Genomic DNA, 16,291 nt, shown 5'->3' on the forward strand with positions numbered 1-16,291 from the left:
CTTCCTCTTCGCGGGCTACGCCCGCTCAGGATCAGTGAAACTGACCCTCTTCGGTGGAGCCGGTCAGCGCGGTCGTCGACGAGGTCGGGTCCACCGTGGTGGCGATGCGGTCGAAGTAACCCGCCCCCACCTCACGCTGGTGCTTGGTCGCGGTGTAGCCGCGCTCCTCGGCGTCGAACTCCCGCTCCTGCAGCTCGACGTAGGCGCTCATCTGGTTGCGGGCGTAGCCGTAGGCCAGATCGAACATCGAGTAGTTCAGCGCGTGGAAGCCGGCCAGCGTGATGAACTGGAACTTGAATCCCATTGCGCCGAGCTCCTTTTGGAACTTGGCGATGGTCGCGTCGTCGAGGTGCTTGCGCCAGTTGAACGACGGCGAGCAGTTGTAGGCCAGCATCTGGTCGGGGAACTCGGACTTGACGCCCTCGGCGAACTTCGCCGCCAGCTCCAGGTCCGGGGTGCCGGTCTCCATCCAGATCAGGTCGGAGTACGGCGCGTAGGCCTTGGCCCGGGCGATGCAGGGCTCGAGGCCGTTCTTGACCCGGTAGAAGCCTTCCTTGGTCCGCTCACCGGTGATGAACGGCTGGTCGCGCTCGTCGACGTCGGAGGTGATCAGCGTCGCCGCCTCGGCGTCGGTCCGCGCGATCACGACGGTCGGCACGTCGGCGACGTCGGCCGCCAGGCGGGCCGAGGTCAACGTGCGGATGTGCTGCTGGGTCGGGATCAGCACCTTGCCGCCCAGGTGGCCGCACTTCTTCTCCGAGGCCAGCTGGTCTTCCCAGTGCGAACCCGCGACACCGGCGGCGATCATGGCCTTCTGCAGCTCGTAGACGTTGAGCGCGCCACCGAAGCCGGCCTCACCGTCGGCGACGATCGGGGCCAGCCAGTTCTCCACCGACCGGTCGCCCTCGACCTTGGCGATCTGGTCGGCGCGCAGCAGGGCATTGTTGATCCGGCGGACGACCTGCGGCACCGAGTTGGCCGGGTACAGGCTCTGGTCCGGGTAGGTGTGGCCGGACAGGTTCGCGTCACCGGCGACCTGCCAGCCCGACAGGTAGATGGCCTTGAGGCCGGCGCGCACCTGCTGGACGGCCATGTTGCCGGTCAGCGCGCCCAGCGCGTTGACGAACTCCAGGTCGTGCAGCTGCTCCCACAGCACCTCGGCGCCGCGGCGGGCCAGGGTGTTCTCCTCGACCACGCTGCCCTGCAGGGCGACGACGTCTTCGGGGGTGTAGGTGCGGCTGATGGCTTTCCAGCGGGGGTTGGTGTCCCAGTCGTGCTGGATCTGCTCGGCGCTCTTCGGGGTGCCAACGACAGACATTGGGCTATCTCCTTAAGGGTCTGAACTTCGAAGCCGGGGGCCGCCGCGGGGCGGCAGTTAAGGCCAACTTCACTTGTGTGCTAACTCGAAGATGGCACACCTTGTTCGTGCTGGTCCACCCGTTTCAGTTGCCAATTTCGGCAACGACGCAGCCCAGATTTGCAAAGTTTGCGAAGGCGCGCTGGAACTTAACCGGTTCAGAAGCTACTGGCCGGTAACAAGAAATCGCAGGTCAGGCGGCGATTTAACAGGACGCTTGTACGGTTAGATCGCGAAGAGCGCGGCGACGGCTTTCGTCTCGTCGCCGACGGCATATGTGAGCGTTGTAACAGGCCGATCGGAGAGCTCCGCGCCGAACTGATCGGTGGAGCCGGCCGGATGGACGCGCGAAAGGATCTCGAGTTTGTCGCCCAGCGCGACGGGCGCCTCGTGCTCGATGGTGATGCGCAGCGCCCGTTCCGGGATCCCGCTGAGGAGTTCGGGATGGGACGCCAGGTAGTCCTCGATCACGCTCCAGTACACGGAGTTGTTCATGTGATCGAACAGGTCGATGTCGGTGACCCGAACGGGAAACTCGTGGATCTCCGACGCCTCGTCGCGACTGAAGGGCTTCAGGTAGCCCTTCCACCGCAGCCGATCGACCGAGGTGGTCTTGTGCAGACCCGCCAGGAAGTCGTCGGAGATGCGCGACGGCATCTGGGTTTCCCGGTTGATGTTGATCCAGAAGGCCTCGGACTCGATCAGCCCGCCGTTGCGCCCGTCGATCCGGACCCGCATCTCACACCACCGGTTCGAGGTGCCCGAACACCAGCGCCGCATCCGCAACATGTCCTGGAACTCGATCGGCCGGATCAGGTCGACCATGGTGCGGCGGACGATCCACAGCGGATGGGTCTCCTCGAAGCCCATCTCGCGCAGCTGGTCCTGGCCGATGTCCTGAATGTGGCGGGCGGCGGCGTCGAGCCGGAGCCGGCCGGTGCGGTCGATGTCGCCGACGCGCAGCGGCCATTCGCGATCGAATACATCGGGATGGCCGTCGAGCACCGGCATCATTGATTTGTCCAGGCTCACGAATTCGCTCCCCGTTGTCCGTTCTCTGCGTACCTCAGGCTAACCCGAGTACCCCGGTGCGAATCATGCCAATTGCCCCGGTCGAATACCAATCCCATCTCGCACGCAGTCCGTGCGAACTCTGCAAACCACACCTTCACACTCGCGAGTACGCTCGAAAAGTGTCCAAGACATTCGTCGGCTCCCGCGTACGCCAGCTACGCAGTGAGCGCGGATTTTCTCAGGCCGCGCTGGCCCAAATGCTCGACATCTCGCCGAGCTACCTGAACCAAATCGAGCACGACGTCCGCCCCCTGACCGTCGCGGTGCTGCTGCGCATCACCGAGGTATTCGGCGTGGACGCGACCTTCTTCGCGCCCCAGGACGACACTCGCCTGGTCGCCGAGCTGCGCGAGGTGACGATGGACCGCGACCTGGACATCGACGTGGACCCGCCCGAGGTCGCCGAAATGGTCAGCGCGCATCCGGCCCTGGCCCGGGCGGTGGTCAACCTGCACCGGCGCTATCGGATCACCACCGCCCAGCTCGCCGCGGCCACCGAGGAACGGTTCTTCGACGGCAGCAGCGGCAGCGGTTCGATCACCATGCCGCACGAGGAGGTGCGCGACTACTTCTACGAGCGCCAGAACTACCTGCACGAGCTGGATACCGCGGCCGAGGACCTGACCAACCAGATGCGGTTGCACCACGGCGATCTGGTGCGCGAGCTGACGCGGCGGCTCACCGAGGTGCACGGCGTGCACATCACCCGGCGCATCGACCTGGGCGACGCCGTGCTGCACCGCTACGACACCGGGACCAAGACGCTGGAGATCAACAACCATTTGTCGTCGGGCCAGCAAGTATTCAAGATGGCCGCCGAATTGGCCTATCTGGAGTACGGCGACCTGATCGACAGCATGGTCGCCGAGGGCAAGTTCACCAGCCCGGAGTCACACACGCTGGCCCGGCTGGGCCTGGCCAATTACTTCGCCGCGGCCGCGGTGCTGCCCTACCGCCAATTCCATGACGTCGCAGAGAATTTCCGCTACGACGTCGAGCGGTTGTCCTCGTTCTATTCGGTGAGCTACGAGACCATCGCGCACCGGCTCTCGACGCTGCAGCGGCCGTCCATGCGCGGTGTGCCGTTCTCGTTCGTCCGCGTCGACCGGGCCGGGAACATGTCGAAGCGCCAGTCGGCCACCGGTTTTCACTTCTCCTCCAGCGGCGGAACCTGCCCGCTGTGGAATGTGTACGAGACGTTCGCCTTCCCCGGCAAGATTCTGGTGCAGATCGCGCAGATGCCCGACGGCCGCAATTACATGTGGGTGGCCCGCACCGTGGAACGCCGCGCTGCGCGGTATGGTCAGCCAGGCAAAACCTTTGCCATCGGGCTCGGCTGCGAACTTCGCCACGCGCACCGACTCGTCTACTCGGAAGGACTCGACTTGTCCGGGGACGTCGCAACACCGATCGGCGCGGGTTGCCGGGTCTGCGAGCGGGACAACTGCCCGCAGCGGGCGTTTCCCGCGCTGGGACGCTCGCTCGATCTCGACGAACACCGCAGCACAGTCTCTCCGTACCTGGTGAAGCAGACATGAGCGACGAAAAGGTCGGGCGGGTGCCGTCGTCCAGCAAGCTGCGCCGACTGGGTCCGGTCAACTGGCTGCTGGCCAAGGGGGCCGCACGCACCGTGCGGGCACCAGAGATGCATTTGTTCACCACGCTCGGTCAGCGTCAGGGACTGTTCTGGGCGTGGTCCCTATACGGCGTCCGGCTGCTGCGCGGCCGGCTGCCGCGCGTCGACACCGAATTGGTGATCCTGCGCGTGGCGCATTTGCGCTCTTGCGAATACGAGTTGCAGCACCATCGCCAGATGGCCCGCCAGGCCGGTCTGGACGGGCACATGCAGGCCACAATTTTCGCGTGGCCGGACGCCCCGAATGGCGACGGGCCGCGGGTCATCCTGAGCGCGCGCCAGCAGGCGCTGCTGAAGGCGACCGACGAGCTGATTCAGAACCGGTCGGTGACCGACGAGACCTGGCAACAGCTGGCGGCTCACCTGGACCGGCGGCGGCTGATCGAATTTTGCTTGCTCGCAACGCAATACGATGGCCTGGCCGCGACGATCACCGCGCTGAAGGTCCCGCTCGACAACCCGCGTAGCCGCTAGAAGTAGATGTTGGCCAGCACGGCCAGCGTCAGCAGCACGGGCAGGATCGGCAGGCCGAAAGCCATTGCCGCCCAAGGGTATCGGCCGCGCCGTCGCAGCCGGTAACCCCACGCCCCGGCGCAGACCGCCAGCACCGCCGATCCCAACAGCACCGGCGGTCCCCAGTTGCCGGCCGTCGCGTTGTCGCCGGCGACCGAAATGGCGATCAGCCACAGCACATAACCGACGGCCACGCCGCCGATTGCACCAACAATGGAGTCGCCGCGGGTCATCGGCTAGAAGTTGATCATGTGGCCGGTGAGGCCGTGGAAGCACTCTTGCAACGCCTCGGACATGGTCGGATGCGTGTGCACGTTGCGCGCCAGCTCGGTGGCGGTCAGGTCCCACTTCTGCGCCAGCGTCAGCTCCGGCAGCAGCTCGGACACGTCGTGGCCCACCAGGTGGCCACCCAGCAGCTCGAGGTGCTTGGCGTCGGCGACCAGCTTGACGAAACCACTGGGGTCGCCCACCCCGTGTGCCTTGCCATTGGCGGTGAACGGGAACTTGGCCACCACCACGTCGTAGCCCTCTTCGCGGGCCTGCTCCTCGGTGAGCCCGAAGCTGGCGACGTTCGGCTGGCAGAACGTCGCGCGCGGGAGCATCCGATAATCACCGAGCGCCAAAGTCTCTGCGCCCGCGATGGTTTCGGCCGCCACTACTCCCATGGCCTCCGCCACGTGCGCCAGCATCAGCTTGCCGGTGACGTCACCGATCGCGTAGATGTGCTCGACGTTGGTGCGCATGTAGTCGGTGATCCCGATGGCCCTGCGGTCGGTCAGCGCGACGCCCGCCTTGTCCAAGCCGAAGCCCTCGACGTTGGGCGCGAAACCGATGGCCTGCAACACTTTATCGGCCTTGAGCTCCTCGGATTTGCCGTCCTTGCTGATCGCCACGCGCACCGCGGACCCGTCGTCGGTGATGGACTCGACCTTGGTTCCGGTGAGGATCTTCACGCCCAGCTTCTTGAACTGCCTCTCGACCTCTTTGGACACCTCGGCATCCTCGTTGGGCAGCGCGCGCGGCAGGAACTCGACGACGGTCACGTCGACGCCGTAGTTCTTCAGCACGTAGCCGAACTCCATGCCGATGGCCCCGCAACCCGCGATGATGATCGACTCGGGCAGCTCCCGGGACAGAATCAGTTCCTCGTAGGTGACCACGTTCTCCGACAGCGACGTACCGGGGACCAGCCGGGTGCTGCTGCCGGTCGCGATGATCGCGTTGTCGAACGTGACGGTCTCGGAACCCCCGTCGTTGAGATCGACCGACAGCGTGTGGGAGTCGGTGAACCGGCCGTAGCCGTGGATCTCGGTGATCTTGTTCTTCTTCATCAGGAAGTGCACGCCGGCGACGCGGCCCTCGGCCACCTTGCGGCTGCGGTCGAAGGCGACCCCGTAATCGAACGTCGCCTCGCCGCTGATGCCGAATGTCTTGGCCTCTTTGGTGAAAATGTGCGCGAGTTCGGCGTTACGCAGCAGCGCCTTGGACGGGATGCAGCCGACGTTGAGGCAGACTCCGCCCCAGTACTTCGGTTCGACGACTGCGGTGTTCAGTCCGAGCTGCGCGGCACGAATAGCTGCGACATATCCGCCGGGACCGGCCCCGAGGACTACGACGTCAAAGTGGGTCACGGCACCTACCCTAGTGGGTCAATACGGGATGACGCCGACCAGACAATGACCCGTGCGCACGCAGTAGTAATAGCCGTACAGCGGCGCGGCCGCGGCGACGGAGGCGAACGGCCCCGACATCACCGCGATGGACAACGCCGAGATCAGCGGCCTGCCCTGCACCATGGCCAGCAGCACCCCGGCCACGACGCACACGACGACGTAGACGAGGACCATGAACACCGCCGCCGTCTTGTCGATCGTGTGATACCACCAATAGAACAGGCTCAGGCCGACCTCGGCCGCGGCGAGCCAGACGCCCAGGATCACCAGCACCAGCTTCCACCACTTCAGGTACTGATACCGGCCGGGCACGGCGACCGGAAGCACCGAAGCCGCAACCGATTCGGCGTCGGCGTCGGCCGCCTCGGCCTCTTGCTTGGGATCTGACGCGGCGGACTGCTTGGCCGGAAGCGGGCCGGTGTCGTCGAAATTCGGCACGAACGGCACCGAGTGCGCGCCGGTGTCCTCGGCATCGCCGAAGTCCGGGACGAACGCCTGGGTGCCGGTGTCCTCGTCGTCAGGCACCGGAGGTCACCTGGATAGCGACGAGGACCCCGAACCAGCCCGGCCCAAGGGCGAGGATGAAGGCGCCGAGCGCGGTGACCCACCGCCGCCCGGAGAACAGGATCGTCAGCAGCCCGAAGATGCTTGGCAGCCCGGCCACCAAGGCGATGACGATGTCGGGGCGGACCCGGGCATGCACCAGTACGGTGCCCGCGACCCCCGCCAGCAGCCCGACCGCGGTACCGACCAGCATGGCGCTGGCCAGCAGCCAGGGCCGAGGTAGCGGTATCACCTCATCGAGGGTACTGATTTATCGACTACGAGGCGGGCACGTTTCCGGCACAGCTTCGTCAATCACCGGGCCCCGAATCGATGGGCGTTCGCCGCGCTCGTAGCCGGCGCCGGTGATCACCGGTGCGGCCTCTAGCTGGGCTTTCTCGTCGTCGGTGAACACGCGGCCGCGACTGAGAAACCGCACGCCCTCGGGTGCCTCCAGGCTGAATCCACCGCCGCGGCCGGGCACCACGTCGATGACCAGCTGGGTGTGCTTCCAGGCCTGGTACTGCGGGCCCGAGATCCACACCGGGACGCCCGCGGCGCCCACGTCGAGGACCCCGAGCAGCACGTCGCGGTCGCCGACCAGGAAGTCACCGAGCGGGTAACACATGGGCGACGACCCGTCGCAGCAGCCGCCGGACTGGTGGAACATCACCGGGCCGTGGCGGTCCTGCAGCCGGGCCAGCAGGTCGGCAGCCGGGGCGGTGACGACCACACCCGCCGGGGGGCCCATCAGAAGAAGCCCTGTGCCTTGTCGGCGTAGGACACCAGCAGGTTCTTGGTCTGCTGGTAGTGAGCGAGCGCCATCTGGTGGGTTTCGCGGCCGAACCCGGATTGCTTGTAGCCGCCGAAGGCCGCGTGCGGCGGGTAGACGTGGTAGCAGTTCACCCACACCCGGCCGGCCTTGATCTCGCGACCGGCGCGGTACGCGGTGTTGCCGTCGCGGCTCCACACGCCGGCGCCCAGTCCGTAGAGGGTGTCGTTGGCGATGCCCATGGCGTCGTCGAAATCGTCGAACGACGTCACCGTCACGACGGGCCCGAAGATCTCCTCCTGGAAGACGCGCATCTTGTTGTTGCCCGAGAAGATCGTCGGCTGCATGTAGTAGCCGCCGGACAGGTCGCCGCCGAGCTCGGCGCGCTCGCCCCCGGTGATGACCTTGGCGCCCTCGCCCTTGCCAATCTCGATGTAGGACAAGATCTTTTCCAGCTGATCGTTGGAGGCCTGCGAACCGATCATGGTCTCGATGTCCAGCGGGTCGCCCTGACGGACCGCCTTGGTCCGGATCGCCGCCAGCTCCAGGAACTCGTCGTGAATGTCGGACTGGATCAGGCTGCGCGATGGGCAGGTGCACACCTCGCCCTGATTCAGGGCGAACATGGTGAACCCTTCCAGCGCCTTGTCCTGGAAGTTGTCGTTGGCCGCCATCACGTCGGAGAAGAAGATGTTGGGGCTCTTGCCGCCGAGCTCCAGCGTTACCGGGATCAGGTTCTGCGAGGCGTACTGCATGATGAGCCGGCCCGTGGTGGTCTCGCCGGTGAACGAGACTTTGGCGATGCGGTCGCTGGAGGCCAGCGGCTTGCCCGCCTCGACGCCGAATCCGTTGACGATGTTCACCACGCCCGGCGGGATCACGTCGCCGATCAGCGACATCAAGTAGAGGATCGACGCCGGCGTCTGCTCGGCGGGCTTGAGCACCACCGTGTTGCCCGCGGCCAGCGCCGGCGCCAGCTTCCAGGCGCCCATCAAAATCGGGAAGTTCCACGGGATGATCTGCCCGACGACCCCGAGCGGCTCGTGAAAGTGGTAGGCGACGGTGTCGTCGTCGATCTGCGACAGCGAACCCTCCTGGGCGCGGATCGCCGCGGCGAAATACCGGAAGTGGTCGGCGGCCAGCGGGATATCGGCGGCCAGCGCCTCGCGGATCGGCTTGCCGTTGTCCCAGACCTCGGCCAGCGCCAACGAATCCTTGTTCGCCTCAATGCGATCGGCGATCTTGTTCAGCACCGCGGCCCGCTCGGCCGGCGAGGTCTTGCCCCACGCCGGGGCGGCCGCGTGGGCGGCGTCGAGCGCCTTCTCGACGTCGGCCTCGTCGGAGCGCGCCACCTCGCAGAACGTCTGGCCCGTCACCGGCGTCGGGTTCTCGAAGTAAAGCCCCTTGGTGGGGGCGACCCACTCGCCGCCGATGAAGTTTTGGTACCGCGACTCGTACGACATCAGCGCTCCGGCAGAACCCGGACGTGCGAAAACGGTCATCTGCTCGGCTCCTCGCTCGGGTGGGCGTACTACGCCTGTAATGCACCTCACACTACCGCCCGGGCCACAATGGCTTTCATGACAGCGCAGCCCGCCGAGGAGAACCCCGAAGCCAACAAAGACCCGAACCTGTGGCTCGAGGACGTCACCAGCGAGACGGCCCTGGATTGGGTCCGGGCCCGCAACGAGCCGACGATGGCGGAGTTCTGCGATGCCGACTTCGACCGGATGCGCGCCGAGGCGCTGGAAATCCTCGATACCGATGCCCGCATCCCGTATGTGCGCCGCCGCGGCGAGTACCTGTACAACTTCTGGCGCGACGCCGCCAACCCGCGCGGCCTGTGGCGCCGCACCACCCTGGATAGCTACCGCAGCGACTCCCCCGAGTGGGACGTGCTGATCGACGTCGACGAATTGGGCCGGGCCGACAACGAAAAGTGGGTGTGGGCCGGCGCGAGCGTGATCGAACCGGAGCTCACCCGCGCACTGGTCAACCTGTCCCGCGGCGGCTCGGATGCGGTGATAGTGCGTGAATTCGACATGCTCACAAGGGAATTCATCGCCGACGGGTTCGAGTTGCCGGAGGCCAAGTCGCAGATCGGCTGGGCCGATCCGGACACCGTCCTGGTGGGCACCGACTTCGGCCCCGGCTCGCTCACCGAATCCGGCTACCCGCGGATCGTCAAGCGGTGGCACCGGGGCACGCCGCTGGCCGACGCCCAGGTCGTCTTCGAGGGGTTGCCCGCCGACGTCAGCGTCTCCGCGAACGCCGATCGCACGCCCGGCTTCCAGCGCAGCTTCGCCGGCCGCGCCATCGACTTCTGGAACGAGGAGATCTACGAGGTGCGCGGCACGGACCTGGTCCGCATCGACGTGCCCACCGACGCTCGCGTGTCGATTCACCGCGAGTGGCTGCTGATCGAGCCGCGTAGCGATTGGACGGTCGACGGCCGCACCTACTCCGCCGGCTCGCTGCTGGCCGCCGACTACGACGAATACCTTTCCGGCACAGTCAATTTGGACGTAGTCTTCGAGCCGGACGAGCACACCTGCCTGCATCAGAGTGCGTGGACGCGCGACCGGCTGCTGCTGGTGACGCTGGCCGACGTGGCCAGCCGGGTCGAGATCGTCACGCCCGGAACCTGGCAGCGCGAGGTCGTCGGCGGAATACCGCCGGCGACCAACACCGTGATCGCGGCCGCCGACGACACCGGCGACGAGTTCTTCCTAGACTCCAGCGGATTCGACACGCCCTCGCGCCTGCTGCGCGGCGCGGGCGGCGCGCAGCTGGAGCAGATCAAGTCCGCGCCCGCGTTCTTCGACGCCGAAAACCTGGACGTGCAGCAGTATTTCGTGCCATCGAAGGACGGCACCAGCGTCCCGTACTTCGTGGTCCGGTCACGATCCGTCGAAGGCCCCGGCCCCACCCTGCTGGGCGGGTACGGCGGATTCGAGTCGTCCAAGACCCCCGGCTACAGCGGGGTGCTGGGCAGGCTGTGGCTGGCGCGGGGCGGCACGTATGTGATGGCCAACATCCGCGGCGGCGGCGAGTACGGGCCGGGCTGGCACACCCAGGCGATCCGCGAGAACCGGCACAAGGTGGACGAGGATTTCGCTGCGGTGGCAACCGATTTGGTGGACCGCGGCATCACGACCGTCGAGCAGCTCGGCGCGCAGGGCGGCAGCAACGGCGGGCTGTTGATGGGCATCATGCTGACCAAGTACCCGGAGAAGTTCGGCGCGCTGGTCTGCGACGTCCCGCTGCTGGACATGAGGCGCTATCACCTGTTGCTGGCCGGCGCCTCCTGGGTCGCCGAATACGGCGATCCGGACAACCCGGACGACTGGGAGTTCATCTCGAAATACTCGCCATACCAGAACATTTCGACCACGGCCCACTACCCGCAGGTGCTGTTCACCACCTCCACCCGCGACGACCGGGTGCACCCCGGACACGCCCGCAAGATGGTCGCCGCGCTGCAGGCCGCGGGTCACCAGGTGTGGCTTTACGAGAACATCGAGGGCGGGCACGCCGGCGCGGCCGACAACGAGCAAGCCGCGTTTAAGGCGGCGCTGAGTTATTCGTTCCTGTGGCGGACGCTGTCGGCCTGACGGCGGAACGGCCATAGGATGGTCGGTGTGCCGTTGGAAAGTATCGAGACCGCACTGGTGGTGGTCGGCCTGGTATTCATCATCGCGGGGCACGCGCAGGCGCGCTACCGCTTCGTCAAGGACCGGCAGCGGGGCCGGCAGCTCTACTGGATCACGTCGGTCGTCGGCATCGTGTGCTTCGCCGTCGGGACGGGGAAACTCTGGCCGAACGCCATCGCCTCGGCGGTGATCTTCACCGCCGTCGTCGTGGGAGCGGCGTACATGATCACGCCGTACCTCAAGATCGGCGGTCAGATTTACGCATCCAGCGCGGAAAACAGGGAGCCCGATCCCGAATGACAACCTCCGACTTCCAGACGCTGCTGTACCGGACGGCGGGCCCGGTCGCGACGATCACGCTGAACCGCCCCGAGCAGCTCAACACCATCGTGCCGCCCATGCCCGACGAGATCGAGGCGGCGATCGGGCTGGCCGAGCGCGATCACGACATCAAGGTGATCGTGCTGCGCGGCGCCGGGCGCGCGTTCTCCGGCGGCTACGACTTCGGCGGCGGCTTCCAGCACTGGGGCGAGGCCATGATGACCGACGGCAAGTGGGACCCGGGCAAGGACTTCGCGATGGTCAGCGCCCGCGAGACCGGGCCGACGCAGAAGTTCATGGCCATCTGGCGGGCCTCCAAGCCGGTGATCGCCCAGGTGCACGGCTGGTGCGTCGGCGGCGCGAGCGACTACGCGCTGTGCGCCGACATCATCGTGGCCAGCGAGGACGCGGTGATCGGCACCCCCTACAGCAGGATGTGGGGGGCCTACCTGACCGGCATGTGGCTCTACCGGCTGAGCCTGGCCAAGGCCAAGTGGCATTCGCTGACCGGCCGGCCGCTGACCGGCGTCCAGGCCGCCGAGATCGAGCTGATCAACGAGGCGGTGCCGTTCGAGCGGCTCGAGGCCCGAGTCGCCGAGATCGCCGCCGAGCTGGCCCAGATCCCGTTGTCGCAGCTGCGGGCGCAGAAACTCATCGTCAACCAGGCCTACGAGAACATGGGCCTGGCCTCGACCCAGACGCTGGGCGGCATCCTCGACGGCCTGATGCGGAACACTCCCGATGCGCTCGAGTTCATCAAGACCGCCGAAACCGACGGCGTGCGGGCCGTGGTAGAGCGCCGGGACGGCCCCTTCGGCGATTACAGCCAGGCCCCGCCGGAGCTGCGGCCCGACCCCACGCACGTCATCACTCCTGATGACGATCATTAGTAAGGTCGGCTAAAAATTGTCCGAACCGGTCGCAGCCCCGACCGCATAGGTGTTACCTTTGAACCATGTCTCGGCTCAGTAACGGCCTGCGCGCAGGCGCCGCGTTCCTCACCCTTGGTATCGCCGCAACGGTCTTCCCGACCCCCGCGGTAGCCGATTCCACCGAGGACTTCCCGATCCCGCGCCGGATGATCAACACGACCTGCGACGCCGAGCAACTCCTGGCGGCCACCCGGGACACCAGCCCGGTGTACTACCAGCGCTACATGATCGACTTCAACAACCACCCGAACGTCCAGCAGGCCACGATCGACAAGGCGCACTGGTTCTACTCGTTGTCGCCCGAGGACCGCCGGACCTACTCCGAGAACTTCTACGCCCCGGTCTCCGACCCGCTGTGGGTGGCGTGGCCCAACCACATGAAGGTCTTCTTCAACAACAAGGGCGTCGTCGCGAAGTCCACCGAGGTGTGCACCCAATACCCGGCCGGCGACATGTCGGTGTGGAACTGGGCCTGACCTAGGCCTTAGCCGACCGCTTCGGCGGTCTGTCCCCTGATCGGGGGACGCCCAAATCATCTGCATGATGGCCTGTTCGGCGGATGTTGCGTGCGGCGTTTCCGCGCGATATTGGGTGCATGCACACGATCACCGGTTACGGAACCGACGCCCAGCGCGACACCCTGGCGATCCTGGATCGCGCGAACTCGGCCGCGGGTGCCATCCACCTGCATACCTTCGACGGCGCCGAGATCGTCGACGTCGTGGGCGTCGTCTCCGCCCGTCCCACCGGCGTCGAGGTTGCGCTCAAGGTCGGGCGGGCCAGGCGGTACCCGGGCACGCACTGCCGGACGTGCGGAAGCGAAGTGACGAGCGCAGCCGTCCGCGAGCTGGTCGCGCTGTGACTCCCGTCAGCGTCAGTAGTGCGGCGAGCTGACCGGGAACCGGTCGGTGTCGGTGTGCGAGTCGGCCGCACTGTGCCGCGGCGCGTGCGGTTCGGGGGGCAGCATGTAGGCGCGCACCGCCGACCGCGATCCGTACGGCCGCAGCATCTCGCTGGCGGGGCGGTTGCGCACCCGTTGCGGCCACCAGAACCAGCGCCCCATCAGCGCCGCAACGGACGGCATCATGAACGAACGCACGATCAAGGTGTCGAACAGCAGACCCAACGCGATGGTGGTACCCACCTGGCCCATCACCCGCAGCGGGCTGATCGCGAACGTCGCCATGGTGGCGGCGAAGACCAGACCCGCGGAGGTCACGACGGCGCCGGTGCCGGCCATCGACCGGATGATGCCGGTGTTGATGCCGGCATGGATCTCCTCCTTGAACCGCGACACCAGTAGCAGGTTGTAGTCGGATCCCACCGCCAACAGCAGGATGACCGACATCGCCAGCACCATCCAGTGCAGTTCAATGCCCATGATGTCCTGCCACACCAGGACCGAGAGGCCGAACGATGCGCCGAGTGACAGCAGCACCGTGCCCACGATCGTGATCGCGGCGACCAGGCTTCGGGTGATGATCAGCATGATGATCAAAATCAGGCTGGCCGCCGATATTCCGGCGATCATCAGGTCGTACTTGGACCCGTCGCGCATGTCCTTGTACACCGCGGCCGTGCCGCCGAGCCAGATCTTGGAGCCCTCCAGCGGGGTCCCCTTGATGGCTTCCTTTGCCGCCGACTTGATCGGGTCGACGTGCGAAATCCCTTCGGGCGTCGCCGGAGGGACGTCGTGGGAGATGATGAACCGGGCGGCGTGGCCGTCGGGCGACAGGAACATCTTCAGGCCCCGCTTGAAGTCGGGGTTGTCGAAGACCTCCGGCGGGATGTAGAACGAGTCGTCGTTCTTGGCCGCGTCGTAGGCCTGCCCCATGGCCGTCGAGTTCTGACTCATCACGTCCATCTGGTCATACATCGAGTTCATCGAACTGTGCATGGTCAGCATCATTTGCTTCATCGTCGACATGGTCGCGATCATCGGCGGCATCTGCGCCAGCATCTGCGGCAGCAACGCGTCCATCTGGGCCAGATCGTCGGAGAGGTACTTGAACTTTTCGACGATCTGATCCAGGCCGTCCAGCGCGTCCAGGATCGACCGCAGCGACCAGCAGGCGGGGATGTCGTAGCAGTGCTTGTCCCAGTAGAAGTAGCTGCGGATCGGCCGGAAGAAGTCGTCGAAATTGGCGATCTCGTCGCGCATTTGACTTGTGACGTCCAGCATTTCGTGGGTGAGGCCGTCCATGTGGTGCGTGACGGCGGCCATCTTCGACGTGATCTCGTACATGCGCTGCATCGTGTCGATGGACATCTGCATGGCGTCGGCCTGCGTGAGCATGTCGGCCATCCGCTTCTTCATGTACTCCTGGTTCTCGACCTGCGTGGTGTTCTGCATGCTGATCTGGAACGGGATCGACGTGTGCTCGATGGGCGCTCCCAGCGGCCGGGTGATCGTCTGCACGCGCGCGACACCCGGGATGTGGAAGACGAACCGGGCAATTCGGTCCAGCACCAACATGTTCGCCGGGTTACGCATGTCGTGATCGGTCTCGATCATCAGCAGTTCGGGGTTCATCCGGGCGTTGGAGAAATGCCGCTCCGCGGCCTCATATCCGACGACCGCCTTGGTGCTCGACGGCAGATACTGGCGGTTGTCGTAGTTCGTCTTATACCCCGGCAGCGCAAGCAATCCGATGAGCGCGATGCCGATGGACACGGCCAGGATCGGCCCGGGCCACCGGACGATGGCGGTGCCCACCCGTCGCCAGCCCTGCGTCCGCATCTTCCGTTTGGGGTCGAACAGGTGGAAGCGGGTGCGGCTGCCCACGGCCAAGACGGCGGGGCCCAGCGTGAGCGCCGCGAGGACGGCAACCAGCGTGCCCACCGCGCACGGGACGCCGAGGCTCTGGAAATACGGAAGCCGGGTGAAGCTAAGGCAATACATCGCACCGGCGATGGTCAGGCCGGAGCCGAGCACGACGTGCGCGGTCCCGTGAAACATGGTGTAGAAAGCCTTTTCTCGGTCCTCGCCGAGGGAGCGCGCCTCCTGATACCGGCCCAGCACGAAGATCGCGTAGTCGGTGCTCGCCGCGATGACCATCAACACCAGCAGGTTCACCGCGAAGGTCGAGAGGCCAATGATGTTGTTATGGGCCAAGAATGCGACCACTTGTCGGGCCGCGAAAAGCTCCAGCACGACCATGAACAGCGTGATGAAGACGGTGATGATCGAGCGGTAAACCCACAGCAGCATGAAGATGATCACGACGAACGTGAGCAGCGTGACCAGGATGACGCCCTTGTCACCGGCCGCGGACTGGTCGGCGGTCAGCGCGGCCGCGCCCGTCACATAGGCGTGGATACCGGGCGGCGGCGGGCTGTCATCCACCAGCTTGCGGACCTCGCGCACGGACTCGTTGGCTTTGGTCTCGCCCTGGTTACCCCGCAGATAGATCTGCACATAGGCGGCCTTGCCGTCGGTGCTCTGCGAGCCGGCCGCCGTCAGCGGGTCTCCCCAGAAATCCTGCACGTGCTCCACGTGCACCGTGTCCGCCTCTAGCTTCTTGACCAGCGCGTCGTAGTAGTGGTGGGCGTCGTCGCCGAGCGGCTTGTCGCCCTCCAGGACGACCATGATCGCGCTGTCGCTGTCGAACTCCTTGAACACCTTGCCGACGCGCTGCGTCGCCTGCATCGATGCCGCCTCTTTCGGGCTCATCGGCACGGTGTGTTGCTTGCCAACCGTCTCCAGGTCGGGCACGAACATCGACAGGGCCACCACCAGCCCGACCCAGCCCAGGACGATCAGCAGCGCGAATTTGTATACCGCGTGCGCAAAGAACGGCATGTGTGGAAGCCCGAC

General features: G+C 66.0%; 16 protein-coding genes. 7 read left to right on the forward strand and 9 right to left on the reverse strand.

Going from position 1 to position 16,291, the window contains the following annotated elements; genetic code table 11:
• Positions 1 to 31: 31 nt before the first annotated feature.
• Positions 32 to 1,318: an isocitrate lyase gene (gene aceA, locus MRAB57_RS04380; protein WP_077086466.1), complete on the reverse strand. Its 1,287-nt coding sequence runs from the start codon at positions 1,316 to 1,318 to the stop codon at positions 32 to 34.
• A gap of 264 nt (positions 1,319 to 1,582) precedes the next feature.
• Entirely contained in the window at positions 1,583 to 2,389 is an 807-nt protein-coding gene (locus MRAB57_RS04390; protein WP_077086467.1) for an acyl-[acyl-carrier-protein] thioesterase, read from the reverse strand.
• Positions 2,390 to 2,550: 161 nt separating this feature from the next.
• On the opposite strand from MRAB57_RS04390, the gene ramB reads away from it, so the two are divergent.
• On the forward strand, positions 2,551 to 3,969 hold the full coding sequence (gene ramB / locus MRAB57_RS04395) for an acetate metabolism transcriptional regulator RamB (protein ID WP_077086468.1): 1,419 nt from the start codon (positions 2,551 to 2,553) through the stop codon (positions 3,967 to 3,969).
• Positions 3,966 to 4,541, forward strand: a complete 576-nt coding sequence (locus tag MRAB57_RS04400) for a carboxymuconolactone decarboxylase family protein (protein ID WP_077086469.1) — start codon at positions 3,966 to 3,968, stop codon at positions 4,539 to 4,541. The genes ramB and MRAB57_RS04400 overlap by 4 nt, the downstream gene beginning before the upstream one ends.
• Here the strand turns inward: MRAB57_RS04400 and MRAB57_RS04405 are convergent.
• The 6 genes from MRAB57_RS04405 to exaC are packed head-to-tail and all read right to left on the reverse strand — an operon-like array spanning position 4,538 to position 9,070.
• Complete coding sequence (locus MRAB57_RS04405) at positions 4,538 to 4,813, reverse strand: hypothetical protein (RefSeq protein ID WP_077086470.1); 276 nt, start codon at positions 4,811 to 4,813, stop codon at positions 4,538 to 4,540. The genes MRAB57_RS04400 and MRAB57_RS04405 overlap by 4 nt on opposite strands.
• Positions 4,814 to 4,816: 3 nt before the next feature.
• Positions 4,817 to 6,211, reverse strand: coding sequence for a dihydrolipoyl dehydrogenase (gene lpdA, locus MRAB57_RS04410; RefSeq protein ID WP_077086471.1), 1,395 nt, complete (start codon positions 6,209 to 6,211; stop codon positions 4,817 to 4,819).
• Between the two features lie 18 nt (positions 6,212 to 6,229).
• On the reverse strand, positions 6,230 to 6,778 hold the full coding sequence (locus MRAB57_RS04415) for a hypothetical protein (RefSeq protein WP_077086472.1): 549 nt from the start codon (positions 6,776 to 6,778) through the stop codon (positions 6,230 to 6,232).
• Positions 6,771 to 7,049: a putative holin gene (locus MRAB57_RS04420; protein WP_077086473.1), complete on the reverse strand. Its 279-nt coding sequence runs from the start codon at positions 7,047 to 7,049 to the stop codon at positions 6,771 to 6,773. Before MRAB57_RS04420 ends, MRAB57_RS04415 begins: the two co-directional genes overlap by 8 nt.
• A gap of 18 nt (positions 7,050 to 7,067) precedes the next feature.
• A complete protein-coding gene (locus MRAB57_RS04425; protein WP_077086474.1) occupies positions 7,068 to 7,547 on the reverse strand; it encodes a DUF779 domain-containing protein in 480 nt (159 codons plus the stop codon).
• Complete coding sequence (exaC, locus tag MRAB57_RS04430) at positions 7,547 to 9,070, reverse strand: acetaldehyde dehydrogenase ExaC (RefSeq protein ID WP_077086475.1); 1,524 nt, start codon at positions 9,068 to 9,070, stop codon at positions 7,547 to 7,549. Before exaC ends, MRAB57_RS04425 begins: the two co-directional genes overlap by 1 nt.
• A gap of 78 nt (positions 9,071 to 9,148) precedes the next feature.
• On the opposite strand from exaC, the gene MRAB57_RS04435 reads away from it, so the two are divergent.
• From MRAB57_RS04435 to MRAB57_RS04455, 5 genes are all read left to right on the forward strand, one after another.
• Positions 9,149 to 11,182: a prolyl oligopeptidase family serine peptidase gene (locus MRAB57_RS04435; RefSeq protein WP_077090388.1), complete on the forward strand. Its 2,034-nt coding sequence runs from the start codon at positions 9,149 to 9,151 to the stop codon at positions 11,180 to 11,182.
• Between the two features lie 27 nt (positions 11,183 to 11,209).
• A complete protein-coding gene (locus MRAB57_RS04440; RefSeq protein ID WP_173813896.1) occupies positions 11,210 to 11,521 on the forward strand; it encodes a hypothetical protein in 312 nt (103 codons plus the stop codon).
• Positions 11,518 to 12,432: a crotonase/enoyl-CoA hydratase family protein gene (locus MRAB57_RS04445; RefSeq protein WP_077086477.1), complete on the forward strand. Its 915-nt coding sequence runs from the start codon at positions 11,518 to 11,520 to the stop codon at positions 12,430 to 12,432. The genes MRAB57_RS04440 and MRAB57_RS04445 overlap by 4 nt, the downstream gene beginning before the upstream one ends.
• Before the next feature lie 65 nt (positions 12,433 to 12,497).
• Positions 12,498 to 12,950 (forward strand): DUF5078 domain-containing protein, encoded by a 453-nt coding sequence (locus tag MRAB57_RS04450; protein WP_077086478.1) that lies wholly within the window; start codon positions 12,498 to 12,500, stop codon positions 12,948 to 12,950.
• 119 nt (positions 12,951 to 13,069) lie between these two features.
• A complete protein-coding gene (locus tag MRAB57_RS04455; RefSeq protein WP_157900556.1) occupies positions 13,070 to 13,336 on the forward strand; it encodes a hypothetical protein in 267 nt (88 codons plus the stop codon).
• Positions 13,337 to 13,348: 12 nt separating this feature from the next.
• Here MRAB57_RS04455 and MRAB57_RS04460 read toward each other — a convergent pair whose 3' ends face one another.
• On the reverse strand, positions 13,349 to 16,276 hold the full coding sequence (locus tag MRAB57_RS04460) for an MMPL/RND family transporter (RefSeq protein WP_077090389.1): 2,928 nt from the start codon (positions 16,274 to 16,276) through the stop codon (positions 13,349 to 13,351).
• Between the last annotated feature and the right edge of the window lie 15 nt (positions 16,277 to 16,291).

Origin of the sequence: Mycobacterium rhizamassiliense, assembly GCF_900157375.1 — a bacterium.
In the GTDB taxonomy this organism is placed as follows: domain Bacteria; phylum Actinomycetota; class Actinomycetes; order Mycobacteriales; family Mycobacteriaceae; genus Mycobacterium; species Mycobacterium rhizamassiliense.